This is a genomic window from Ochrobactrum sp. A-1 (assembly GCF_022488005.1).
Classification (GTDB): domain Bacteria; phylum Pseudomonadota; class Alphaproteobacteria; order Rhizobiales; family Rhizobiaceae; genus Brucella.
In genome coordinates, this window is sequence record NZ_JAKVQC010000004.1 from 765,359 (window position 1) to 789,697 (window position 24,339).

The following is a 24,339-nucleotide window of genomic DNA, read 5'->3' on the forward strand; positions in this document are numbered from 1 at the left end:
TCACGTGTTTCACGTGAATCATTTTCCAATACAAAACTGCGAGAAAATAACGTCCAGAATCTCTTCGACATCAACGTCCCCGGTAATGCGTCCGAGATGTTGAGACGCGAGGCGCATGTTCTCAGCGCGGAGTTCAAGCGGAAGATTTGTCCCGCTTATAGCCCTGTCGATTTCAGCAACAGTAGATCGCAGAAGGTTGATATGCCTCTGTCGTGTGGGAACAGCATCCTCAATCTGGCCGATCTGCACTTCTGCAAAGCTTTGGAGTGCATTCAGCAATCCGTCCAATCCCTCTCCGTTTTTCGTCGAGATGCGATAGGACCAGTTACCCGAAGACTCCCCCTTCAGGTCAGCCTTCGTCCCTATTTTCCATAAAATTGCTGATGTTTCATCGGGCATGACCTCTATGGGATCGCTCATATCCTCCAGCAAAAGGACCAGATCAGCATCTGCCATACGCGCGCGGGCGCGTTCAATTCCGATCTTCTCGACCGAACTATCGGTCTCCCGCAAACCTGCTGTATCCGTCACATAAACCGGGATGCCACCCAGATCGAGTTTGACTTCCAGAAGATCGCGGGTCGTTCCCGCCTCTTCCGATATGATCGCCACTTCGCGCCCGGCCAGAAAATTCAAAAGGCTGGATTTACCGGCATTCGGCGCGCCAACAATCACGACATGCAGTCCGTCGCGCAGCATGGAAGCGCGCTTGCCGCTTGCTATATGGCTCTCGATCTCTCCCTTCAATAGTGCCAGCGATTGCCAGACCTGATTAGATACGGAACCCGGAACATCACTTTCATCGGCAAAGTCGAGTTCCGCTTCGATAAAGGCGCGTGCCCGCAACAAACGTTGACGCCATTCCGTATAGAGTTCGCGCTGCGTACCCGACGCAACCTGTAAAGCAAGCCGCCTCTGTCCTTCGGTTTCCGCGGCGATTAGATCCGCGAGGCCTTCGGCAATGGTCAGGTCCATCTTGCCATTGGAAAAAGCCCGTCGCGTAAACTCTCCGGCTTCCGCTATACGACAACCAGGAAGCTCTCCCATTTCAGACAAGAGTTTTTCGACAACGGCTTTACCGCCATGCAAATGAAATTCGGCACAATCCTCGCCAGTAAAACTGTTCGGCCCAGGAAAAAACAGGACAAGTCCGCGATCAACTGAATCTCCATTTCGGTCACGGAACAGCTTATAGGCTGCATATCGCGGTGCCGGTATCGACCCAATTATCGTTTCGAGAACGAATCGAACTTTTGGGCCAGAAATGCGTACCACGGCAACGCCGGACGGTAGGCGGCCGCTCGACAAGGCAAAAATCGTATCTTGAAAGGAAGCGATCTCGCTCATTTCATTTCCTGACCTATAATCAATAAGGACGCAAGCAACCAAACGGGTGCTGAAGGAATGGCATATTCATTCGTGCAGTGAAAGAAAAGCCTTATGACTGAGTTAGACCGCACTCGCCTCGCTGGCAGTAACCGCCTTGCCGGTGAACCAAGCGCCTATCTGCGCCAGCACGCCGATAATCCCGTTCACTGGCAGCCCTGGGGCAGGCAAGCACTGGATGCCGCGAAGGAACTGGACCGGCCCATTCTGCTTTCGGTGGGCTATGCTGCCTGCCACTGGTGCCATGTCATGGCGCATGAGTCCTTTGAAAATCCTGATGTTGCGGAAGTGATGAATGCCTTGTTCGTCAATGTGAAGGTGGACCGCGAGGAACGGCCCGACATAGACCAGATATATATGGCAGCGCTTGGAGCGATGGGACAACAGGGCGGCTGGCCGCTTACCATGTTTCTGAGGCCTGATGGAAAGCCCTTCTGGGGCGGTACCTATTTTCCCCCGCACAAGCGCCACAACATGCCCGGCTTTGTCGATGTGCTGCATGCGGTCAATAATCTCTGGCACAAGGATAAAGAGAAAATTAACCATAATGCACAGGCCGTCTTCGATCATCTGGAAGGCCGTCTGGCAGCGCAGATCGCCCCGGTAACAAATGAAGTGGAACGATTTGACGAGATCGCAACCCGCATCAACAGCCTGATTGATCCGGTCCGGGGCGGAATAGAAGGAGCGCCCAAGTTCCCGAACGCGCCTTTTATGGACAATCTATGGCTCTCCTGGCTCTATGGGCGCAACGAAACACATCGGGACAATTTCCTCCTGTCGCTCAAGATTATGCTCCAGGGCGGGATTTACGACCATCTGGGTGGCGGGCTTTGCCGGTACTCCACCGATGCCAACTGGCTGGTGCCGCATTTCGAAAAAATGCTCTATGACAATGCCCAGTTCATTCGCCATGCGACCTACGCATTCGCCGAGACCGGAAATGATTTGTTTCGTGTACGAATCGAAGAGACCGTCGATTGGCTGATCCGGGAAATGCGTTTGTCCGACGGAAGTTTTGCATCCAGCCTGGACGCCGATAGCGAAGGTGAGGAAGGACGGTTTTACGTCTGGAGTGAGCAGGAAATAGATAAGGCGCTTGGCAACGATAGCGAAGCCTTCAAGGACTATTACGGTGTCACAGCAGGCGGAAACTGGGAAGGCCAGAATATTCTGAACCGTCTTCACGCAGTCGATAACGGCACGTCCCTGCCCCCAATGATAGAAGCATCGCGGCAGAAGCTGCTTGCGCGTCGTGAATTGCGGGTCCGTCCCGGACGGGATGAAAAGGCGCTGAGCGACTGGAATGGGCTTGCCATTCGTGCTTTGGCCGAAGCAGGTCGGAGTTTCGGACGGCAGGACTGGATCAATCTCGCGGTCGATGCCTATCGCTCCATAGCGAGCAGCTTTCGCGACGGCCGCATCGCACATTGCCGTATGGAAAATTCGCTTCTCTACCCTGCCCTTTCAACTGATTATGCGTCGATGATCAATGCAGCCATTGCTCTTTATGAAGCAACGAGCGAACAGGCGTTCATCGATGATGCTTTGAAATTCAAAAAGTCGCTTGATAACGATCACCGCGATGATACCGGTAATTATCGCCTGTCCGCACTAGACGCCGATGATGTCATCCTGCACGCCTATGGCGACTATGATGAAGCGATACCGAGCGCGACCAGCCAGATCATCGAAGCACTGACAAGGCTGTTTCTCGCAACGGGTAATATCGATCTCTATCAGAGCAATGAGAGGCTGATAGAACAGGCGCTCGGGCGAGCCTTCGCACAGCAATATGGACAGATTGGAATATTGAATGCGGCTCGTTTTGCAGCAGAGCCGCTTTCTCTTGTCGTGGCCACGGAGGACAATGCTGGAGACCTTGTTTCGACAGCGAATCGAAATCCCGACCCCCGACGCGTGGACAAGTTCGTGAGGTTCGAGGCCGGCGGGATAATAGAGCTACCGACTGGGGGAACAGCAAGGCCTGAGCATCCGTCAGCCTGGTTCTGCAAGGGACATATCTGTCTACCGCCTGTCGAAAACGCCGATGCACTGCGACTGCTGCTCGGCAAAACATCCTGAAATAAAAACGCCGCGTCCGTTACCGGCGCGGCGTTTTTCCAACGGTATAGACCGATTGATTATCAGGTATTCATCGAGTCGAAGAATTCCGAATTGCTCTTGGTCTGCTTGAGCTTGTCGATAAGGAATTCGATCGCATCGGTAGTGCCCATCGGCGCGAGGATACGGCGCAGAACGAAAATCTTCTGCAGATCGGCGCGCGGAACCAGCAGGTCTTCCTTGCGGGTGCCGGACTTGAGAATGTCCATGGCCGGGAAGATGCGCTTGTCTGCAACCTTGCGGTCGAGCACGATTTCCGAGTTGCCGGTGCCCTTGAATTCTTCAAAGATCACTTCGTCCATACGGCTGCCCGTATCGATCAGCGCGGTTGCGATGATAGTCAGCGAACCACCTTCTTCGATATTACGCGCTGCACCGAAGAAACGCTTCGGGCGCTGCAATGCGTTGGCGTCCACACCGCCGGTCAGAACCTTACCGGAAGACGGCACGACCGTGTTGTAGGCGCGGCCGAGACGAGTGATCGAGTCGAGCAGGATCACAACATCGCGACCATGTTCGACAAGGCGCTTGGCCTTTTCGATGACCATTTCGGCCACCTGAACGTGACGTGCTGCCGGTTCATCGAAGGTAGAGGAAATCACTTCGCCCTTCACCGAGCGCTGCATGTCGGTCACTTCTTCCGGACGTTCATCGATCAGGAGAACGATCAGATAGCATTCCGGATGATTTGCGGTGATCGAATGGGCGATGTTCTGAAGAAGAACAGTCTTACCGGTACGTGGCGGAGCGACGATCAGGCCGCGCTGGCCCTTGCCGAGCGGTGCCACCAGATCGATGACGCGCGGCGAAAGATCCTTGGAGGTTGGAACTTCCAGTTCCATCTTGAAGCGCTCATTGGGATAGAGCGGCGTCAGATTGTCGAAGTGAACCTTGTGCCGGATTTTTTCAGGATCTTCGAAATTGATCGTATTGACCTTGAGCAGCGCGAAATAACGCTCGCCTTCCTTGGGGCCGCGGATTGGGCCTTCGACCGTGTCACCGGTCTTGAGAGAAAAACGACGTAGCTGCGAGGGAGAAATATAAATATCGTCTGGACCCGGCAGGTAGTTAGCATCAGCAGAGCGCAGGAAGCCAAATCCGTCCTGCAGCACTTCAACGACGCCCTCGCCGATAATTTCGACGTCCTGGGCCGCCAACTTCTTGAGAATCGCGAACATTAGTTCCTGCTTGCGCATGGCGCTCGCGTTTTCGACCTCAAGCGTTTCGGCAAAAGCCAGCAGCTCCACCGGTGTCTTGTTCTTTAGTTCTTGTAGTTTCATTTCCTGCATGGATGAGGAACTCTTTTTAAAATGTAAGGAGAAAATGCAGTTGTTCGGAAAGGTGGCCACCTGAACGTCGTGACCGGCATCGAAGGCCTGCTGTCTTGAAGGGAAGAGGCTTTCTACATACTGATTTGCAGCATGCAGAGCAAGTCTCATGTAGGGATAGCGCGAAATTTCTGCAACAGAAAAATGGCAGAAAACCGGCAAGCGGGTTTGATTGTTCACGGTGCCGGAGAAATGCCGGCTAGAGCCGGATCACTCTAACTACCTGTTTCTAAACAGTTCTGGCAAAGCTGTTTCCTACTCTGCCGGAACTGTTGTTGTTGAATCAGAATGGCTTAACGATCACCAGTATGACGATCAGAATCATCAGAACTGTCGGCACTTCATTGATGATTCGCCAATGTTTGGCCGAGCGCATGTTGCGGTCTTCAGCAAAAAGCCGCGTGGATTTTGCCAGATAGCCGTGCAGGCCGGACATCAGCACAACCAGCAGCAGTTTTGCATGCAGCCAGCCGCCCTGGAAACCGAAGATTTCCCAGGCCATCCACAGACCGGCAATCCAGGTTACGATCATGGCCGGATTGATGATGAAGCGCAGCAACCGCTTTTCCATCACCTTGAAGGTTTCCGATGTTTCGGAACCGGGCTTTGCGGCGCAGTGATAGACGAACAGGCGCGGCAGATAGAGCATTCCCGCCATCCAGGCGATGACGGCAATGACATGCAGCGACTTGATCCAGAGATAGGCATCGGCTGGATTCACGTGAAACAATGCCCAGACGCCGAGCGCCACGACAACCAGCGAGACGACAGTGCGAATGACAACAGCCGAGCCGCGATTTTCCGGAGCTGTCTGGCTCATGATTTTCCTCCGCGAATACGGTCGATCATGCGATGCACATTCTCGATCGGTGCCTGTGGCGTGATTCCGTGCCCGAGATTGAAGATCAGCGGGCCCTGGCCGAGACGTTCGAGAATCGTGTCTACACCTTCATCCAGCGCATTGCCGCCTGCCACCACGCGCAGCGGATCGAGATTGCCCTGTATCGCGCCCTCTTCCTGAAGGGCGGCAGCGAAGGAAAAGGGAACAGACCAGTCGAGACCGAGAGCGTCCACACCGGTCTTTTCGCGATAGCCTGCATAAAGCATCCCTGCCCCTTTCGGGAAACCGATGATGCGCGCCTCCGGATAGACCGCCCTCACCTTCTGGACGATCCGGGCAACGGGCCGGATGCAGAAACGCTCAAAGCAGTTCTCGTCCAGAACGCCGGACCATGAATCGAAAATTTGCACCGCATCGGCACCAGCATCCAGCTGCTCGATGAGATATTCGGCCGAAACGTCGGCAAGATCGTTCAGGAGCTTTTCAAAAGCTTCCGGGAAACGGTAGGCGAAAAGACGAGCGGGCGCCTGATCCGGTGTGCCATGACCGGCGATCATATAGGTCGCAACGGTCCAGGGAGCGCCACAGAAGCCCAGCAGCGTCGTTTCGTCGGGCAACTGCTCCCGCAGCAGCCGAACCGTCTCGTAGACCGGCTCCAGCCTTTTGGCGACACCTTCCGTCTCAAGCCAGAAAATCTCGTCGGCATCGATCGGTGTCATCAAAGGTCCCTTGCCTTCTTCAAAGCGAAGGTCACGTCCAAGGGCGTGGGGAATGACAAGAATGTCTGAAAAGAGAATGGCTGCATCAAAGCCAAACCGGCGGATCGGCTGAAGCGTCACTTCGACAGCAAGATCGGGCGAATAGCAGAGATCGAGAAAGCTCCCGGCCTTTTTCCGCGTCTCGCGATATTCGGGAAGATAGCGTCCGGCCTGGCGCATCATCCAGATGGGAGGTGGAAAGACCGTTTCACCGTCGATCACTCTCAAGACTTTGCGCTTCATCTGATTTTTATCCGCCCTGTTGGTTACCTGATCCGGTTTTGGTCTGAAGTTATCCAGTCCGGTTCTCATAAAGAAAGGATGATTCAGGAATCTTTTGATTCTTAGAGTCTGTTGGAATCGGGGATTAAGGTCTGTCCCTGTTTTCCCCACAGTTCCGAATTTGCCATCTCATCCTGTGCAATCATTCACCGATAGTCTGACCAAATACAATGAAAACTCAATTCCCTCTTTTAATATAAAGGGTTACCAATTGACGCAGTTCATGAGGATTTGTGGAAAAGCTGGGAATTACGACGGGATTTCGCGTTTTCATGAGTCTTGTCCACACATGTTGATGATCACTCGCCACATGTTCGCCCGCTGTGGATGACTTGCCAAGTTTCCCACGGCCTGCCATGGCTTGTGGAAGACGTTCGGCCTTTACGCACAGCCGTCAACAGGAGGGCAACAAAACTGTGACCAGACCGCTTTCCTACTTTCATCTTCATCTGATTTCTGATGCGACGGGAGAGACTCTCCTGGCTGCCGGGCGTGCAGCGGCAGCGCAATATGCCAATGCGCGCGCCATCGAGCACATCTATCCGCTGATCCGCACCGAAAAGCAGTTGCGCAAGGTTCTTGAGGGCATCGATGCGGAACCCGGCATCGTTCTCTATACGATTGTCGACCAGAAACTGGCGGCGATCATCGATGAATCCTGTGCCGAGATGGGCGTGCCGAGCGTTTCCGTGCTGGAGCCGGTGCTGAACACGTTTCAATCCTATCTCGGGGCGCCGGCCCATCGCCGCGCGAGCGCGCAGCATGTTCTCAATGCCGATTATTTCCGGCGGATCGACGCGCTTAATTTCACGATGGAACATGATGACGGGCAATTGCCCTACGATATCGAGGAAGCCGACGTTATTCTTGTCGGCATCTCACGCACATCCAAGACCCCGACGAGCATCTATCTCGCCAATCGCGGCATCAAGGCCACCAATGTTCCGATTGTGCTGGGGATTCCCCTGCCCGAGGTGCTTTTCACGGCAAAACGGCCATTGATCGTGGGGCTGGTCGCGACGGCCGAACGGATTTCGCAAATCCGCCAGAACCGGCCGCTCGGCAATGTGCCGTCGTTGGATACCGGCCTCTATACGGACCGCGTTTCCATCTCGGAAGAACTGGCTTATGCGCGTAATATATGCAACCGCCACGGCTGGCCGATTATCGATGTGTCGCGCCGGTCGATCGAGGAAACCGCAGCCGCCATTCTGGCGCTGCTCCGCGCGCATAGCGAAAAGGCATAAATAAGGATTCCAGCCATGACGGACAAACTCGTTCTCGCCTCTAAAAGCCCCTTCCGTTCGGCGTTGCTGAAGAATGCCGGCATAGAGTTTTCAACAGCAAGCGCGGATATCGACGAGCGCGCTGTCGAAGCCCCGCTTTATGAAACGGGTGCCACGCCGGAAGAAGTCGCGCAGGTTCTGGCCGAGGCGAAGGCGCTCGACGTGAGCGAGAAGAACCCCGGCACGGTGGTGATCGGCTGCGACCAGACATTGTCGCTCGGCGACGAGATTTTCCACAAGCCCGCAGATATGGAGGCAGCGCGCCGCCAGCTTCTGAAATTTTCCGGCAAGACCCACCAGTTGAACAGTGCTGTCGTGCTGGTGAGGGACGGCAAAACCCTGTGGCGTCACGTTTCGATTGCCCGAATGACCATGCGCGATCTGGATCCCGGTTTTGTCGGGCGTTATCTCGGTCGTGTGGGCGACGTCGCGCTTTCGAGCGTCGGTGCCTATCAGGTCGAAGGACCGGGCATCCAGCTTTTCGAGAAGATCGAAGGCGATTATTTCACGATTGTCGGTCTGCCGCTGCTGCCGCTGCTGGCTGAACTGCGGAAGGAAAAACTGATCGATGGTTAAGAAGGCGTTTGTCACCGGCTTTCCGATAAAACATTCGCGGTCGCCGCTGATCCATGGTTTCTGGCTCAGGGAATTTGGGCTCGACGGTTCTTATGAGGCGATAGAAGTGAAGCCGGAGGATTTCGGCTCCTTTGCTTCGTCGCTTGCCGAAAAGGGTTTTGCCGGTGGCAATGTCACCATTCCGCACAAGGAAGCAGCCTATGCTGCCGTGGAAAGTCTGGATGAGGCCGCCAAAGCCATCGGCGCGGTCAATACGCTCTGGCTCGAAAATGGCAGGCTTCATGGCGGCAATACCGATGCTTATGGCTTTGCGGCCAATCTCGATGCATCGGCTCCCGGTTGGGACAATGCTGACAGCGCTCTTGTTCTGGGTGCAGGTGGCGCAAGCCGGGCAATCGTTCATGCGCTTTTGTCGCGCGGCTTTACGAAAGTCGCCATCGTCAATCGTACGGTGAGCCGGGCGCAAGATCTTGCAGCCTATTTCGGACCGCGAGTCTCGGCGCATAGCTGGGACGAGGCGCAAAAACTGGTCTTGGACGCCGGATTGATCGTCAACACAACATCGCTTGGCATGAGCGGCCATGATGAGCAGGAAACATTCCCGCTCGATCTTGGCAAGGCATCACGAAAGGCAGTCGCTACCGACATTGTCTATGTGCCGCTCAAGACGCCATTCCTGAAAAAGGCTGAAGAATCCGGTCTGACGACTGTGGACGGGCTCGGCATGCTGCTGCATCAGGCCGTTCCGGGTTTCGAGCGCTGGTTTGGCAAAAGGCCGCAAGTGACGAAAGCACTGCGTGAGCATATTCTGGCAGATATGGCAAAGGCTGATGCTCTGGTGTCTGAATCAAAAAGCGTCAGGCCGTAGCGAAAATGGTGATTTTCGAGAACCGGAGCGCAGTGTACTTTAGTACATGAGCACCGGAAGCGCAGAAAAACGCCATTTGCAACAAGGCATGACGACTTTTGGAACAGATACTATGATCGTGCTTGGGTTAACCGGCTCCATCGGGATGGGAAAAACAACGGCGGGGAACATGTTCGCCGAAGCCGGTGTGCCGATTTATAGCGCCGACGATACAGTACATCGGCTCTATTCCGGCCGTGCGGCGCCGCTGATCGAGGCTGCGTTTCCGGGCACTGTGGAAAACGGTGCGGTTGATCGGGAAAAGCTTTCCGCTGCCGTCATCGGAAAACCCGAAGCCCTGAAAAAACTGGAAGCCATCGTTCATCCGCTTGTGCGCGAGGAAGAAGAAGCCTTTCGCCGCAATGCGGAAGAAGCCGGTGCCGCTCTGGCGCTGATCGATATTCCGCTGCTTTTCGAAACCGGCGGCGACAAGCGTGTGGACAAGATCGTGGTTGTCTCAGCCCCTGCCGAGATACAGCGCATTCGCGTGCTTGCGCGACCGGGCATGACGGAAGAAAAGCTTGATGCCATTCTCGCGCGCCAGACGCCGGATGCGGAAAAACGGGCAAGAGCCGATTTCATTATCGATACAAGTGGGAGTTTCGACAATCTACGCCGCCAGATTCGCGAAATCGTCGCGGAATTGAGTGGAAAGCCGGTGGTTGCTACCGAATAATCGTCGGCGGCGTGCTATAGGTACCAAAGTTATTTCCCGAGAGGTTCTTCAATGCGTGAAATCGTTTTCGATACGGAAACCACTGGCCTGGAAAGGCTCGAGGACCGTGTGATCGAAATCGGCGGCGTGGAACTGATCAACAAGTTTCCCACAGGCCGCACTTTCCATAAGTATATCAACCCGCAGGGGCGTCAGGTTCATCCCGAAGCGCTTGCGGTGCATGGTATCAGCAACGAGCAATTGCTGGACAAGCCGACATTCGCGGAAATTCTGGACGAATTTCTCGAATTTTTCGATGGGGCCAAGCTGGTGGCGCATAATGCCATGTTCGACCTTGGCTTCATCAATGCTGAACTGGCAAGGCTCAAACAGGCTGAAATCCAGTCGGAGCGTATCATCGATACATTGGCGCTTGCCCGCCGCAAGCATCCGATGGGACCGAATTCGCTCGACGCGCTGTGCAAGCGCTATGGCATCGAAAACGGACACCGTACCCTGCACGGCGCATTGCTCGATTCCGAGATTCTGGCTGAAGTTTATATCGAACTGATCGGCGGCAAGCAGACAGCGCTTGGGCTCAGCATGGGCGGTGCCGCAAGCGGCAACAATGCTGGAGAAAGCGGCGCTGCCATCGTTCTTGCCGCGCGACCGAGGCCGCTTGCCCCACGCATTTCTGATGCGGAGCGCGCTGCTCACGCCGCACTTGTGGGCAAGCTGGGCGAAAAAGCCATCTGGAAAAAATACTGAGTAAGTCTCAGAAGCGGATATGAAAAAGCCCGGTCGAAACCGGGCTTTTCCGTCATCTTTTAAAACGATCAGCTCTTTACAGCGGACTTGGCCTGTTCTTCGGCCATACGTTGCTGGAACATCTGCGCGAAATCGATCGGGTCGATCATCAGCGGCGGATAGCCGCCGTTGCGCGTTGCGTCGGCAATGATCTGGCGGGCAAACGGGAACAGAAGACGCGGGCATTCGATGAACAGAAGCGGAAGCATGTGCTCCTGCGGGATACCCTGAATGCGGAACACGCCGCCATAGACGAGCTCGGTGTTGAAGAGAACGTCCTTGCCGTCAACGGCCTTGGCTTCCAGCGTCAGCACAACGTCGAAATCCGTTTCGGAAAGCGGATTGGCGTTTACGTTCACGTTGATGTTGATGGACGGTGCCTTCTCGCGCGGACGCAGCGACAGCGGCGCGCCCGGGCTTTCAAAGGACAGGTCCTTCACATATTGCGCCAGAATGTTGAGGGACGGCTCGGCCGTCGCGCCATTGCCGTTCTTTACTTCGCCCGCGGCCTTATCGCTCATTATCGGTATGCCTTCTATCGGTGATTAAAATTTTGGCCCCTCAAGCACAAACTGCGCACAGCTGTCCCGAAAGGTCGGAATGTTTGGCTAGCATGTGCGCGGGCATGAGGCAAGAAAGGCTTTTTAGGTTAGTATTTGCGCATTCAGTGATCTTTACGGTCGTCTTTCCACGGAGAATTTTCGTTTGGCTTCGTGGTGTAATCTTCGGGATCGAGATCGATGACGTGATCCTGACGCGGATTTGGACCGGGGCGCTGTTGTCCGTAGCCGTCCGAATAGCGGGCGGTTGTAGCAACCACCATGCGGCCGCGCATGAATTTTTCCCACATGAAATCGCGAACGAACGGAATAAACAGCAAAATGCCGATGGTGCTGCTCACAAACCCGGGCACGATCAGCAGGATCGCCGCCAGAACCAGCATGGCGCCATGCACCATTTCGCGATCCGGCACGCGTCCGGCAGCCGTTTCGGTACGGATACGCTGTAAGAGCCCGATGCCCTGCACGCGCAATAGAAAGAAACCCAGCATTGCGCTCAGAATAACAAGGCCCAAGGTCGCGAAAACACCGATCTTGCTGCCGATGATGACGAAACCGGCAATTTCGATGAAGGGCATCGCCAGCATGACGAGAGGGGCGAGAGAGGAGGACACGTAAGTTACGACCTTTGTTGTTTGGTTTCAGTGTTTCAATTTAGCCCGAATTGTAACTTTTTCAGGTTCGGAACGAAATTGAAACTGTCTGTCATGCAATATCAAATAGGTACGCATGATCGGGATTTGAATGATGACGTAAGCCGATCTATATGTATGAGATACAAACCAGGGATAGGGAAAGGCGAAATGCCTGATCCTTCAATCAGCGGCAGGCGGCATGGAATTTTTTGATTTTGGCACGATATTCTTCTTCATCGCAGCGGTGATCATCTTTCTCCAGCTGAGGAATGTTCTTGGCCGTCGTACCGGAAGTGAAAAACCGCCCTTCGATCCTTACACTTCAGCCCGCAGTGCCGATGCGGCACCGGCAAGCGGTGAGACCGATAATGTCGTCTCCCTCCCACGCCGTCCGGGCGAAAAAGATTTCACTGCCATCGACAAGGCCGCTCCGGTCGGCACGCCGATCAATGACGGTCTGCGCGCGATTTATGCTACCGATCCTTCGTTTGATCCGGCCAGCTTCGTGGATGGCGTGAAGATCGCCTATGAAATGATCGTGATGTCCTTTGCCGATGGTGATCGCAAGGTTCTGAAAAATCTGCTTTCCAAGGATGTTTTCGAAGGGTTCGTTTCGGCAATCGACGAACGCGAAACCCGTGGCGAAAGCGTGCGTTCGTCCTTTGTCGGCATTGATAAGGCGGAAATTGCCGGCGCCGAGATGAAGGGGTCTGAAGCGCATGTGACTGTCAATATCGTCAGCCAGATGATTTCCTCCACCTTTGACAAGGATGGCAAGCTGATCGACGGCGATCCGGAAAACGTGCTCGAGATCAAGGATCTGTGGACCTTTGCCCGCGATACACGATCGCGTGATCCAAATTGGAAGCTTGTCGCGACCGAGGCGGAAGACTAAGAGAAAACGTATGAATCGGGCCGCTGACCCAGCTCAGCGGCCTTTTTGTTTATATATAGCTAAACGGATGCGGCGATGAACGACTTGGCGAGGATTTTGCGCCCGGTGGCTTTTTCCGATTGTCCGGGCTGGAACCGGGACGATCAGTCGGCAGCATTTGTTGCGTTTCGCCGTTCTGCTGATTACGCATCACACCAAACTTACAAGAGTGGTAGTCTCGGCATCCGTTTCGAAGCGCTGGAGCCGATCTTTGCGGCTGCACGTAGTCTCGACAATCCGGGCGTGGAAGAAGCGCGTGCTTTCTTCGAACAGAATTTCATCCCCTGCCGGATCGTTCCCGATCAGGGAACAGGCTTTGTAACTGCGTTCTATGAACCGGAGATCGAAGCCTCCCTTGAGGCCGACACCCGGTTCAACGTGCCCTTCCTGCGGCAGCCCGACGACCTGGTGAAAGTGACGGATGAAGCCCGTCCAGCAGGTCTCGATCCGTCCTTTGCCTTTGCGCGCCGGACGGAGAACGGCCTTGCCGAATATGATGATCGACAGTCAATCGAACGGGGGAGTATTTCCGGGCGTGGGCTGGAAATCGCTTTCGTCGCCGACCGGGTCGATGCCTTTTTCGCGCATGTGCAAGGTGCCGCGCGCCTGAAACTGTACGATGGCGGGTTGCTACGCATTACATATGCAGCCAAATCCGGCCACCCGTTTACAGGCATCGGTCGCATTCTGGTTGCCAATGGCGAAATTCCGGCTTCAGAAATTTCCATGCAGTCAATCCGCCGCTGGCTGGCCGAGCATCCGGGCGAGGCCAATGATCTCATCTGGCAAAACCGATCCTACATTTTCTTCCGGGAAGCTTCTGTGGACGACCCGGATGCCGGTCCGATTGCGGCTGCAAAAGTCCCGCTGACTGCCGGGCGTTCGCTTGCTGTCGACAAGTTGCTCCACACATTCGGCACGCCGATCCATGTCAGTGCACCCAATGTCACGGTCTTTGACGGCGAACCTTTTGCACGCCTGATGATCGCGCAGGATACGGGAACGGCCATTGTCGGCCCTGCCCGCGGAGATCTGTTCGCCGGTTCCGGCGATACGGCAGGCGAGATCGCCGGTGGCGTGAAGGACGATGCTGACTTTTATGCGCTGGTGCCGCGCGGGCTTCTGGAGGCTTGAACGGGATGGCGCGCGACACCGACAAGCCGGAAAAAGACTATCTGCGGCCCGAAGACCGCATCCTGTGGGAAACGGTCGCGAAAACCGCAAAGCCGCTGATAAAGCCAAAGGCGAGTGAGGACGAGCTTCCTGATTTCAAATCCCTGATGGCGGAAGAAGAAAAGCGCCCTGCCAAGCCGAAAGTTCAGCCTGCGGTGGAGGCGAGCAAACCGAAAAGGGGCCTGTCGACGCTCAGCGAAATGCAGATTCAATCACTCGACAAGCCGACGCATCGAAAGATCGCCAAAGGTCGTGTCGATATTGAAGCCCGCATCGATCTGCACGGTCTCACGCAGGGAGAGGCGCACGGCCTGCTCTATGGATTTCTGGTTAGTGCACATGCACGCGGCCTGCGTCATGTCATGGTCATTACTGGAAAAGGGCGTTCATTCGGCAGTGAGGGGATTCTGCGACAGGCGGTGCCGCACTGGTTTTCCACACCGCTGTTCCGGCTTCTGGTGAGTGCCTATGAGGATGCGGCGCGTCATCATGGCGGGCATGGTGCCCTCTATGTAAGGCTTCGCCGCCAGACCCAAAACATGCCACAGCAGACCGTATTGCCTGGGGGGAGCAGACCGCGATGACGCCATTTGGAATACGCTTGCGCGAGTTGCGGGAAGAACGCGGTGTGACGCAGAAGGATATGGCGGCAGCGCTTCGCGTTTCACCTGCCTATCTGTCTGCGCTGGAACATGGCCGGCGCGGCCAGCCGACCTGGGACCTGCTTCAGCGCATCATCACCTATTTCAATATCATCTGGGATGAGGCGGAAGAGTTGCAGAACCTTGCCGCCGTGTCGCATCCGCGTGTTGTAATCGATACGTCGGGCCTGTCACCACAGGCAACGGAACTTGCCAATCTCCTGGCGCGCAATATCCGCATCATCGACCGCGAGACGATCAGGCATCTGAGTGAGGAAATAGAGGCGGCGCGAAAGCGCCGCCGCGGTATCAAGCCTGTTCAAGTTGATTAGAGCGCATCCCGAAAAGTGTGAAACGCCTACGCAGGGAAATCAGTCCACTGGACTGATTTCTGATCCTGCTTCGATCGGAAAAGATGCGCGTAGAAACAAATACTCAGAGCGCCCATCTGATCCAATCAGATCGAAACGCGCTCTAGTGGATTGAATTTGACGTTTGATACCCGTCCGATATAAATCACGTTTCAAACGTCAAATTCAATCCACTAGGATCATAAAGTTACTAGTGGTCTTTTTGCCTCCGACATTTGCTCAGCGCCCATATCCGAGGGATGCAAATGTCGGAATCAGACCACTAGAAAAGCGCTTTCAGCTCATCGAGCTTCGAATTGACCAGCCAGCCATAGTAGTTTTCCTGCGGTAGCACAGGTTCCTGACCGTCCGCCTTTCGCTTGGCGTTTTCATTGGCCAGCGCTCGTGCGCGTGCTTCCGCACCGCCCGTATTGTAAAGCGTGGCAGTGAGGCCGGGATTCTTCGAAATGTCGAAATCGGCAATCTGGCGGTAGGAGTTGATCGACTGTTTCAGCGTCGCCGCGATGTAGGGCAGCGTCAGATCGGGGTCCATGATCGTCTTGTAGACCACATTGCCGTCTTCTGCGTTGAGCTTGGGCAGACCGGAAACGCGGTTCACCATGTCGGACATCTGCAAGGCCGTCAGCGGATTGATCTGGCCAAGACCGAATGTCTGTCCGGCATAGAAAGGCTGGAAGAAGACCGCGCTGAAACGGTTGTTCGGATAGGCATTGCCGCCGACCGATTTGCCACGGAAGGTTTTGTTCCAGACATTTTCGCGGCAGGACCACAGCGAATAGCTGTCCTTGTGCTTCAGGCAGTCGGCAAATTCCGGCCGCTTGATGAACTGGCCGATGCTTTCGCCATTGTAGCCGAAACTCACGCCCTGGTTCACATAGGACATGGCCTTGACGTAATAGGTCTGGAGCCGGTCATAGACGTCGACATTATAGGTGTGCTCGCCCACAATCGCGCCGACGATGTGAATGGGATCGATACCATAGGCCGCTGCCGTCGAGCGGATCTTGGAGCGCAGCGAGGCATCCTTTTTCAGAAGATTGTAGATCTTCTGATATTTCTTCTCGTACGTCGTGCTCAGTTCACGCGTGCGCTTGGCGGATGCGCCTGGAATCGGCGGCTGTTCCGCATTGCGATTGCCCGGAGGCACGACCGTTGCCGCATAGGCGCTCTGGCAGGCAAGGCTGATAGCCAGGGCAAGTCCAACAAAAATGCGTCGCGGCTTTGCGCCCATTATTCTGATCATTGTAGGGGAACGGTCCTGCTATGGTGAATATTCGGTAAAAGTTGCTGGGAAAATAAAAAACCCCCCGATGCAAGTCGAGGGGTTTTTGCAGTATTTGCGAAAGTGAATTCGCGCCGTGGCTTTATGGCCACTTTTAGAGAATAAAGCGCGACAGATCGGTGTTCTTGGCAAGGCTGCCGATCTTGTCTTTTACATAGGCCGCGTCGATGACGAAAGTTGCACCGGTCTTGTCGGGCGCGGTGTATGAAATTTCATCGAGAACACGTTCCATCACCGTCTGCAACCGACGCGCACCGATGTTTTCGACCGACGCATTCAGATCGACAGCGATATCGGCCAGAGCGTCGATGGCGTCATCGGTGATTTCGAGCTTCACCTCTTCCGTCTCCATCAGGGCGATATACTGCTTGATCAGGCTGGCCTCGGTTTCCGTCAGGATGCGGCGGAAATCTTCACGCGTCAGCGCATTGAGCTCCACACGGATCGGCAGACGGCCCTGCAGTTCCGGCAGAAGATCGGACGGCTTGGATACGTGGAACGCACCCGATGCGATGAACAGCACGTGATCGGTCTTCACCGGCCCGTATTTGGTCGCAACCGTGGTGCCTTCGACCAGCGGCAGCAGATCGCGCTGCACGCCTTCGCGCGACACGCCGGCACCCATGCCGCCTTCCCGCGATGCGATCTTGTCGATCTCATCGATGAACACGATGCCTTCGTCTTCTGTGACGCGAAGTGCTTCCTGAATGATCTGGTCCTGATCCAGAAGCTTGTCGGATTCATCGTTGATAAGGATCGGATAGGAATCCTTGACCGTGGTCTTGCGCGTCTTGGTGCGCCCGCCCATGGCCTTGCCCAGCATGTCGGACAGGTTCATGACGCCGATATTGGCGCCCGGCATGCCCGGAATTTCAAAGCTCGGACCGGAACCGGTATCGGCAACCTCGATTTCGATTTCCTTGTCGTCCATTTCGCCATTGCGCAATTTCTTGCGGAAGCTGTCGCGCGTGGCGGGGCTTGCTGTCTTGCCAACCAACGCATCCAGCACGCGTTCCTCGGCATTGAGATGCGCCTTGGCTTTCACGTTCTCACGGCGCTTTTCGCGAATGAGACCTATGGCAACCTCAACGAGATCGCGGACGATCTGCTCGACATCGCGGCCGACATAACCGACTTCGGTGAACTTGGTCGCTTCAACCTTGACGAAAGGCGCACCGGCCAGCTTTGCGAGGCGGCGGGAAATTTCCGTCTTGCCGACACCGGTCGGCCCGATCATCAGGATGTTCTTCGGCATCACTTCTTCGCGCATCTGGCCTTCGAGCTGCTGGCGGCGCCAGCGATTGCGCAGCGCAATGGCCACCGCGCGTTTGGCGTCGTTCTGGCCGATGATGAAGCGGTCGAGTTCGGAGACGATTTCACGGGGAGAGAAATTACTCATAATTATAACCCACTTTGCCACTGCTTGATGAACTCGAACGGATGCAGCAGCATGATCACGTTGAGCGTAAGATTGTCGCGAATGACGATCAGCGCCAGAACTTCAAAGAACAGCGCGATGGCGACGGTTATTTTCGTTGGCAGTTTGGCTGCGATCAGAAAGCCAAGTGCGGCAGCGAGCGTATCGGAAACCGAATTCACGATGCTGTCGCCGAAATAGTCCACCGAGGACGTATTGGCGCGATAGCGTTCGATGATGAAATTCGAATTCTCGACCAGTTCCCATACCGCTTCGATGCCGACCGCCGCTGCAAGCCTCAAGCCGAGCGGGGCTTTGGGTGCGATGACCGTGAACAGCCAGTAGAACAGAAAGCCATGGATGATATGCGACAGCGTATACCAGTCAGATATATGCTGGGAGTTCTCCGATTTCAGCGAACCCGACCATAATTTTATGGTTCCGCATTCGCACATGGCAATCCGCCCGTCGAGATAGAGCCAGAAGGCTTGTACCCCAACTATGGCGAGAACGATCAGGGCGCCCAGACCCCAGCGTTGCGCACTCGGTTTAGAGGCCTGCGCCAGCGAGCTCATTCTGCGTCCAGGCTTTCCACGATGATGTTGTGGTTGGTGTAGATGCAGATATCGGCGGCGATATCCATCGCCTTGCGGGCGATTTCCTCGGCTGACTTGTCCGTGTCGACCAGCGCGCGGGCGGCGGCCAGCGCATAATTGCCGCCCGAACCGATGGCCATGACGCCATGTTCTGGCTCAAGCACATCGCCGGTACCGGTCAGCGCCAATGTCACCTTGCTGTCGGCAACCAGCATCATGGCTTCCAGCTTGCGCAGGTAGCGGTCGGTACGCCAGTCCTTGGCAAGTTCGACCGAAGCACGCATGAGCTGGTCGGGATATTGTTCCAGCTTCGCTTCGAGGCGTTCCAGAAGAGTAAAGGCGTCGGCGGTGGCTCCGGCAAAACCGGCAATCACATTGCCCTTGCCGATGCGGCGAACCTTTCGCGCATTGCCCTTCATGACGGTATTGCCGAGCGAAACCTGTCCGTCGCCGGCAATGACGACCTTACCGTCCTTGCGCACGGTAACGATGGTTGTTCCGTAAATTGTCGTGGGATGATGTTCGATCATGGATGCTCCTTTGGCGGCACATGCAATCCCGGAAGGCAATTGCAGATGCCCCTTCATCTGTTAGAGAAACAGGTTCGGCCAGCCGTCGGCGGATGAATCGTGCTTCGCTGAGAATATTTAAGAACGCACGGACGAATTGCAAATGCCGATTTGCAGCTTGCCAAACCGGCAAAAGGAATTGGCAAAGTGGGCAAGCTGTTCTAGAACGCCTCCAAGCTATTGAATGAGGAAAGCTTATGACTGCTGAAAGCACCCGCAAGGCAAGCATCGAACGCTCCACGAAAGAAACGAGCATTGCTGTTTCGGTCGATCTGGACGGCGTTGGCAAGTTCGACATCACCACCGGTGTCGGCTTCTTCGATCACATGCTGGAGCAGCTTTCCCGACATTCGCTCATCGATATGCGCGTCATGGCCAAGGGCGACCTGCATATCGATGATCACCATACGGTCGAGGATACTGGCATCGCGCTCGGTCAGGCCATTGCCAAGGCGCTTGGCGAGCGCCGCGGCATCGTGCGCTATGCCTCGATGGACCTTGCCATGGACGACACGCTGACCGGCGCTGCCGTCGATGTCTCGGGGCGCGCCTTTCTGGTCTGGAACGTCAATTTTATCACAGCCAAGATCGGCACATTCGATACCGAGCTGGTGCGTGAGTTCTTCCAGGCTTTCGCCATGAACGCTGGCATCACGCTTCATATCAACAATCATTATGGTGCCAACAGCCACCATATTGCGGAATCGATCTTCAAGGCGGTTGCCAGGGTTCTGCGCACGGCGCTTGAAACCGATCCGCGCCAGAAGGATGCAATTCCCTCCACCAAGGGTTCACTGAAAGGGTAAGCCATGGCGCAATTCGTCGTTCTTGAACCGGAAGATACTCAAAACCTTGAGCAAGCCGTGTTCGTGCGCGACGGATTCCATGTGCTGGCGCTGGTCCTGCCTTTCGTCTGGCTTCTGACTCAACGTCTGTGGTTCGAAGCTTTTGCCGTTCTGGGCATTTCGATCCTGCTCGGACTTGCCAGTGCTTACTTTGGCATTACCGATGCGGTTCCGCTTCTGACCCTGCTGGTATCGCTGTTCGTCGCGCTGGAAGGCGTCGACTGGAAGATCGCCAAGCTCAGGCGACAGGGTTTTGTCGAGAAAGCGGTCATCGATGCCTCCAATCTGGAAGAGGCAGAAATCCGCTACTTCTACGGCCTCGAAGATGCGGCCCGGCCAGCTACCGCTCTCACGGAAAAGCCTGCGCCGGAATGGGCACAGCAGCCCCCGCGTCCCACCTATTCCTCATTTGGCTCGACGATCGGGTTTGTCGGCCATCGCGGAGAAAACTGAAAATGCGTGTTGCAATCATCGATTACGGCTCCGGCAATCTGCGCTCGGCCACAAAGGCTTTTGAGCGCGCAGCGCATGAGGGCGGTGTCGCAGCAGAAATTGAACTGACGGCGGATGCCGACCGCGTGGCGACGGCTGACCGCATCGTGTTGCCGGGCGTTGGCGCCTATGCGGATTGCCGTCGCGGACTTCATGCCGTTCCGGGCATGGTGGAAGCGCTGGAAGATGTCGTTCTGAAAAAGGCGCATCCCTTCCTTGGCATCTGCGTTGGCATGCAGCTCATGTCAGAACGCGGGCTTGAAAAGCAAGTGACCGAGGGTCTTGGCTGGATCGCGGGCGATGTGCGTGAAATGACGCCGTCCGATCCTTCGCTGAAAATTCCGCAGATCGGCTGGAACAGGATTCACGTGAAACATTCTCACCCGATCTTCGAAGGAATCGAGACCGGCGAGAACGGGTTGCATGCCTATTTCGTGCATTCCTATATGTTCGATGCGAAGAACAAGGCTGACGTGCTGGCTGTGACCGATTACGGCGGCGATGTCACCGCCACGGTCGGTCGCGACAATATGGTGGGCACGCAGTTCCATCCTGAAAAGAGCCAGCTGCTCGGCCTTTCGCTCATTGCCAATTTCCTGAAATGGAAGCCCTGACATTATGATCCTATTTCCCGCCATCGATTTGAAAGACGGTCAATGCGTGCGCCTGAAGCTCGGCGACATGGATCAGGCCACCGTCTATAATGAAGACCCGGCAGCGCAGGCCAAAGCCTTCGAGGATCAGGGCTTTGAATGGCTCCATGTGGTCGATCTCAACGGTGCCTTTGCTGGCGAAAGCGTCAATGGCAAGGCTGTGGAAGCGATTCTGAAAGCCACCAAAAATCCGGTGCAGCTCGGCGGCGGCATCCGCACGCTCCAGCATATCGAGAGCTGGCTTTCCAAGGGGCTGCGCCGTGTCATTCTCGGCACGGTCGCCGTGCGCGATCCCGCGCTGGTTATCGAAGCCTGCAAGGCGTTTCCGGGTCAGGTTGCCGTCGGCATCGATGCCAAGGGCGGCTATGTCGCGGTTGAAGGCTGGGCCGAGGCTTCCGAGCTTGGCGTGGTGGAACTGGCGAAAAAATTCGAAGGTGCTGGTGTTGCCGCCATCATCTATACCGACATTGACCGCGACGGCGTTCTGGCTGGCATCAACTGGGATTCGACGCTCGGCCTCGCAGATAGCGTTTCCATCCCGGTGATCGCATCGGGCGGCCTCGCTTCGATGGATGACATTAAACGTCTTGCCGCACCTGATGCCCGCAAGCTGGAAGGCGCGATTTCCGGTCGCGCGCTTTACGATGGCCGCATCGATCCGGCAGACGCATTATCTCTGTTGAGGGCCGCAGTATGACACTCAAAGCACGCGTAATTCCTTGCCTCGATGTGAAAGACGGCCGCTCCCGCCTGCCCGCAGCGAACAGTCCGGCAAAGGCCGGACAGCGAGGACAGGCAAAACTGAAAAGAGACGCGGCAGATCGAGGACAACCATGCTGAAAGCAAGAGTGATACCGTGCCTCGATGTGAAAGACGGACGCGTCGTCAAGGGCGTGAACTTTGTCGATCTGATCGATGCGGGTGATCCGGTGGAAGCTGCCCGCGCCTATGATGCGGCGGGCGCAGACGAACTGTGCTTCCTCGACATCACGGCGTCTTCGGACAATCGCGAGACAATTTTCGATGTGGTGGCCCGGACGGCAGAACAGTGCTTCATGCCACTGACGGTTGGCGGCGGGGTGCGTCAGGTTGCCGATATACGAAAACTGCTTCTGGCCGGTGCCGACAAGGTTTCGATCAATACGGCTGCGGTGAAGAACCCGGAATTTGTTGCGGAAGCCGCCGACAAGTTCGGCAATCAGTGCATCGTGGTAGCCATTGACGCCAAGAAGGTTTCAGGCGAAGGCGAAGCTGATCGTTGGGAAATCTTCACCCATGGCGGTCGTCAGACGACAGGCATCGACGCGGTGGAATTTGCGCAGAAGGTGGTGAGCCTTGGTGCCGGTGAAATCCTGCTGACCTCGATGGATCGCGACGGAACCAAGGCTGGTTATGATGTGGCACTGACCCGCGCCGTGGCTGACAGCGTGCGCGTTCCGGTGATTGCATCGGGCGGCGTCGGCAATCTGGATCACATGGTTGCAGGCATTCGCGACGGTCATGCGACGGCGGTTCTCGCTGCTTCGATTTTCCACTTCGGCACCTATACGATTGGCGAGGCCAAGCGCTATATGGCCGAAGCCGGTATTCCGATGCGGCTCGATCCGGTCCGTTGAGAATACAGCATGTCGCGGAAAAGTGGGAACCGTCTTCGCGGGGAAATCAGTCCACTGGACTGTTTTCTGATCCCGCTACGATCCGATAACGACATGCACAGAAATATGAAGGAAATCCGATGACTGAGTTCACTCTTTCCGACCTTGAACGGATCGTCGCGGAGCGTGCCAGCGTGATGGACGGTTCGTCCTATACGGCAAGTCTGGTGGCAAAAGGCCAGACACGGGCTGCCAAAAAGCTTGGTGAAGAAGCCGTGGAAACGGTCATTGCCGCCGTTGAAGGCAACCGTGCGGAAGTGGTCACCGAAAGCGCTGACCTTCTTTATCATCTGCTGGTGGTTCTCAAGGTTGCGGACGTGCCACTCAATGAGGTTCTTGCAGAGTTGCAACGCCGCACGGCGCAGACCGGCCTTGAAGAAAAAGCCGGTCGTCCGAAAGCCTAAATGCAAATAGGATCGGAAGCTGTTAGTGCAGAATTGGCGTTGAGGGAGAGCAGCGACAATATGTGGGAAAAAGTGGACCAGCTAACGCCGTCGCGTTACTCGCCTTACCGTTTCTTTTCGGCTGAGGAATGGGCGGGCTTTCGCGCCGACACTCCGCTCACTTTGACGTATGATGAGGTCAAGCGACTGCGCTCGCTGGGCGATCCCATCGATCTCGACGAGGTACGGCGCATCTATCTGTCGCTGTCGCGATTGCTGTCGGCGCATGTGGAGGCAAGCCAGCTCCTGTTCGAGCAGCGCAAGCAGTTCCTCAACATGGAAGAGTCGTTCAAGACGCCGTTCATCATCGGCATTGCCGGTTCGGTTGCGGTTGGTAAATCCACGACTGCGCGTATCCTGAAAGAGCTCCTCGCACGCTGGCCGTCGAGCCCGAAGGTCGATCTGGTGACGACCGACGGTTTTCTCTACCCCAATGCGGTCCTGCGCGAGCAGAACATGATGGAGCGCAAGGGCTTTCCCGAAAGCTACGATGTCGGTGCGGTCTTGCGCTTTCTGTCAGCGATCAAGGCAGGTATGAGCCAGGTGCGCGCACCGCTCTATTCGCATTTGAGCTACGACGTCCTGCCGGGCGAATATCAGATCGTCGACAAGCCGGATATTCTGATCTTCGAAGGCATCAATGTGTTGCAGGTGCGCGATCTGCCGGAAGACGGCAAGATGGTGCCCTTTGTTTCCGATTTCTTCGACTTCTCGATCTATATTGATGCGGAATCCCAGCTGATCCACAAATGGTATATCGACCGCTTCATGCGGCTGCGGGAGACGGCTTTCGTCAATCCGGAATCCTTCTTCCATCGCTATTCGCAGCTTTCGGAAGATGCAGCGCGTTCGATTGGCGAAGGGCTATGGAACAATATCAACCTGAAGAATCTCAAGGATAACATCCTGCCGACGCGCCCGCGCGCCGATCTGATCCTGCGCAAGGGCAGCGATCATCTGATCGAGGAAGTGGCGCTCAGAAAAATCTAGAGCATGTCTTCCAAAAGTGCGAAGCATCTACGCGGGGAATCAGTTCACTGGACTGATTTCCTATCCCGCTTCGATGCGCAGGATAATGCGACGAAACAAGTACTTAGATATGAAGAGGGCCGGTTATCCGGCC

At 55.7% G+C, this 24,339-nt stretch carries 27 protein-coding genes; 17 read left to right on the forward strand and 10 right to left on the reverse strand.

The window, feature by feature from the left end:
* Positions 1–18: 18 nt before the first annotated feature.
* Positions 19–1,347 carry a tRNA uridine-5-carboxymethylaminomethyl(34) synthesis GTPase MnmE gene (gene mnmE / locus MKS82_RS13255; RefSeq protein ID WP_240578914.1) on the reverse strand — a complete coding sequence of 443 codons (1,329 nt, stop codon included), beginning with the start codon at positions 1,345–1,347 and terminating at the stop codon, positions 19–21.
* 93 nt (positions 1,348–1,440) lie between these two features.
* Here mnmE and MKS82_RS13260 point away from each other — a divergent pair, with 93 nt between their 5' ends.
* The gene (locus MKS82_RS13260) at positions 1,441–3,471 is read left to right on the forward strand and encodes a thioredoxin domain-containing protein (RefSeq protein WP_109986996.1); all 2,031 of its coding nucleotides are present in this window, start codon (positions 1,441–1,443) and stop codon (positions 3,469–3,471) included.
* Between the two features lie 62 nt (positions 3,472–3,533).
* Here the strand turns inward: MKS82_RS13260 and rho are convergent, their stop codons facing one another.
* The 3 genes from rho to hemE all read right to left on the reverse strand — a co-directional run bounded on the left by rho (position 3,534) and on the right by hemE (position 6,680).
* Positions 3,534–4,799, reverse strand: coding sequence for a transcription termination factor Rho (gene rho, locus MKS82_RS13265; RefSeq protein WP_109987171.1), 1,266 nt, complete (start codon positions 4,797–4,799; stop codon positions 3,534–3,536).
* A gap of 322 nt (positions 4,800–5,121) precedes the next feature.
* Positions 5,122–5,658 carry a protoporphyrinogen oxidase HemJ gene (gene hemJ, locus MKS82_RS13270; RefSeq protein ID WP_109986997.1) on the reverse strand — a complete coding sequence of 179 codons (537 nt, stop codon included), beginning with the start codon at positions 5,656–5,658 and terminating at the stop codon, positions 5,122–5,124.
* Entirely contained in the window at positions 5,655–6,680 is a 1,026-nt protein-coding gene (hemE, locus tag MKS82_RS13275) for a uroporphyrinogen decarboxylase (protein WP_109986998.1), read from the reverse strand. Before hemE ends, hemJ begins: the two co-directional genes overlap by 4 nt.
* A 455-nt stretch (positions 6,681–7,135) precedes the next feature.
* On the opposite strand from hemE, the gene MKS82_RS13280 reads away from it, so the two are divergent.
* From MKS82_RS13280 to dnaQ, 5 genes are all read left to right on the forward strand, one after another.
* Positions 7,136–7,966: a pyruvate, water dikinase regulatory protein gene (locus MKS82_RS13280; RefSeq protein WP_109986999.1), complete on the forward strand. Its 831-nt coding sequence runs from the start codon at positions 7,136–7,138 to the stop codon at positions 7,964–7,966.
* Positions 7,967–7,981: 15 nt separating this feature from the next.
* A complete protein-coding gene (locus tag MKS82_RS13285; protein ID WP_109987000.1) occupies positions 7,982–8,581 on the forward strand; it encodes a Maf-like protein in 600 nt (199 codons plus the stop codon).
* Complete coding sequence (locus MKS82_RS13290) at positions 8,574–9,449, forward strand: shikimate dehydrogenase (RefSeq protein ID WP_109987001.1); 876 nt, start codon at positions 8,574–8,576, stop codon at positions 9,447–9,449. The genes MKS82_RS13285 and MKS82_RS13290 overlap by 8 nt, the downstream gene beginning before the upstream one ends.
* A 112-nt stretch (positions 9,450–9,561) precedes the next feature.
* On the forward strand, positions 9,562–10,164 hold the full coding sequence (gene coaE, locus MKS82_RS13295; RefSeq protein ID WP_109987002.1) for a dephospho-CoA kinase: 603 nt from the start codon (positions 9,562–9,564) through the stop codon (positions 10,162–10,164).
* 51 nt (positions 10,165–10,215) lie between these two features.
* The gene (gene dnaQ / locus MKS82_RS13300) at positions 10,216–10,911 is read left to right on the forward strand and encodes a DNA polymerase III subunit epsilon (RefSeq protein ID WP_061344595.1); all 696 of its coding nucleotides are present in this window, start codon (positions 10,216–10,218) and stop codon (positions 10,909–10,911) included.
* A 68-nt stretch (positions 10,912–10,979) separates the two neighbouring features.
* On the opposite strand, the gene secB is transcribed toward dnaQ, so the two are convergent.
* Together secB and MKS82_RS13310 are read right to left on the reverse strand one after the other, a co-directional pair.
* Positions 10,980–11,471, reverse strand: a complete 492-nt coding sequence (gene secB, locus MKS82_RS13305) for a protein-export chaperone SecB (RefSeq protein ID WP_010657658.1) — start codon at positions 11,469–11,471, stop codon at positions 10,980–10,982.
* Between the two features lie 143 nt (positions 11,472–11,614).
* Positions 11,615–12,124 (reverse strand): FxsA family protein, encoded by a 510-nt coding sequence (locus MKS82_RS13310; protein ID WP_109987003.1) that lies wholly within the window; start codon positions 12,122–12,124, stop codon positions 11,615–11,617.
* Positions 12,125–12,344: 220 nt separating this feature from the next.
* Between MKS82_RS13310 and MKS82_RS13315 the strand changes: the two genes are divergently transcribed.
* From MKS82_RS13315 to MKS82_RS13330, 4 genes are all read left to right on the forward strand, one after another.
* Complete coding sequence (locus tag MKS82_RS13315) at positions 12,345–13,040, forward strand: Tim44/TimA family putative adaptor protein (protein ID WP_109987005.1); 696 nt, start codon at positions 12,345–12,347, stop codon at positions 13,038–13,040.
* 75 nt (positions 13,041–13,115) lie between these two features.
* On the forward strand, positions 13,116–14,213 hold the full coding sequence (mltA, locus tag MKS82_RS13320) for a murein transglycosylase A (RefSeq protein ID WP_109987006.1): 1,098 nt from the start codon (positions 13,116–13,118) through the stop codon (positions 14,211–14,213).
* A gap of 5 nt (positions 14,214–14,218) precedes the next feature.
* Positions 14,219–14,836: a Smr/MutS family protein gene (locus tag MKS82_RS13325; RefSeq protein ID WP_109987007.1), complete on the forward strand. Its 618-nt coding sequence runs from the start codon at positions 14,219–14,221 to the stop codon at positions 14,834–14,836.
* The gene (locus MKS82_RS13330; RefSeq protein ID WP_010657663.1) at positions 14,833–15,225 is read left to right on the forward strand and encodes a helix-turn-helix transcriptional regulator; all 393 of its coding nucleotides are present in this window, start codon (positions 14,833–14,835) and stop codon (positions 15,223–15,225) included. The genes MKS82_RS13325 and MKS82_RS13330 overlap by 4 nt, the downstream gene beginning before the upstream one ends.
* 301 nt (positions 15,226–15,526) lie before the next feature.
* Here MKS82_RS13330 and MKS82_RS13335 read toward each other — a convergent pair whose 3' ends face one another.
* From MKS82_RS13335 to hslV, 4 genes are all read right to left on the reverse strand, one after another.
* Positions 15,527–16,507, reverse strand: coding sequence for a DUF1402 family protein (locus MKS82_RS13335; RefSeq protein WP_235969062.1), 981 nt, complete (start codon positions 16,505–16,507; stop codon positions 15,527–15,529).
* Positions 16,508–16,640: 133 nt separating this feature from the next.
* Positions 16,641–17,945, reverse strand: coding sequence for an ATP-dependent protease ATPase subunit HslU (gene hslU, locus MKS82_RS13340; RefSeq protein ID WP_109987009.1), 1,305 nt, complete (start codon positions 17,943–17,945; stop codon positions 16,641–16,643).
* A gap of 2 nt (positions 17,946–17,947) precedes the next feature.
* Entirely contained in the window at positions 17,948–18,538 is a 591-nt protein-coding gene (locus MKS82_RS13345) for a DUF2585 domain-containing protein (protein ID WP_109987010.1), read from the reverse strand.
* Positions 18,535–19,089, reverse strand: coding sequence for an ATP-dependent protease subunit HslV (gene hslV / locus MKS82_RS13350; RefSeq protein WP_061344603.1), 555 nt, complete (start codon positions 19,087–19,089; stop codon positions 18,535–18,537). Before hslV ends, MKS82_RS13345 begins: the two co-directional genes overlap by 4 nt.
* A 236-nt stretch (positions 19,090–19,325) precedes the next feature.
* On the opposite strand from hslV, the gene hisB reads away from it, so the two are divergent.
* The 7 genes from hisB (at position 19,326) to coaA (ending at position 24,206) form a co-directional block, all read left to right on the forward strand.
* Positions 19,326–19,934: an imidazoleglycerol-phosphate dehydratase HisB gene (hisB, locus tag MKS82_RS13355; protein WP_109987011.1), complete on the forward strand. Its 609-nt coding sequence runs from the start codon at positions 19,326–19,328 to the stop codon at positions 19,932–19,934.
* A 3-nt stretch (positions 19,935–19,937) separates the two neighbouring features.
* Positions 19,938–20,426 carry a DUF2628 domain-containing protein gene (locus MKS82_RS13360; RefSeq protein WP_109987012.1) on the forward strand — a complete coding sequence of 163 codons (489 nt, stop codon included), beginning with the start codon at positions 19,938–19,940 and terminating at the stop codon, positions 20,424–20,426.
* A gap of 2 nt (positions 20,427–20,428) precedes the next feature.
* Complete coding sequence (hisH, locus tag MKS82_RS13365; protein ID WP_109987013.1) at positions 20,429–21,079, forward strand: imidazole glycerol phosphate synthase subunit HisH; 651 nt, start codon at positions 20,429–20,431, stop codon at positions 21,077–21,079.
* Between the two features lie 4 nt (positions 21,080–21,083).
* Positions 21,084–21,815, forward strand: a complete 732-nt coding sequence (hisA, locus tag MKS82_RS13370) for a 1-(5-phosphoribosyl)-5-[(5-phosphoribosylamino)methylideneamino]imidazole-4-carboxamide isomerase (protein WP_109987014.1) — start codon at positions 21,084–21,086, stop codon at positions 21,813–21,815.
* 136 nt (positions 21,816–21,951) lie between these two features.
* Positions 21,952–22,734: an imidazole glycerol phosphate synthase subunit HisF gene (hisF, locus tag MKS82_RS13375; RefSeq protein WP_109987015.1), complete on the forward strand. Its 783-nt coding sequence runs from the start codon at positions 21,952–21,954 to the stop codon at positions 22,732–22,734.
* A gap of 119 nt (positions 22,735–22,853) precedes the next feature.
* The gene (locus tag MKS82_RS13380) at positions 22,854–23,177 is read left to right on the forward strand and encodes a phosphoribosyl-ATP diphosphatase (protein ID WP_109987016.1); all 324 of its coding nucleotides are present in this window, start codon (positions 22,854–22,856) and stop codon (positions 23,175–23,177) included.
* 60 nt (positions 23,178–23,237) lie between these two features.
* Positions 23,238–24,206, forward strand: coding sequence for a type I pantothenate kinase (gene coaA, locus MKS82_RS13385; protein WP_010657674.1), 969 nt, complete (start codon positions 23,238–23,240; stop codon positions 24,204–24,206).
* The last annotated feature ends 133 nt before the right edge of the window (positions 24,207–24,339 follow it).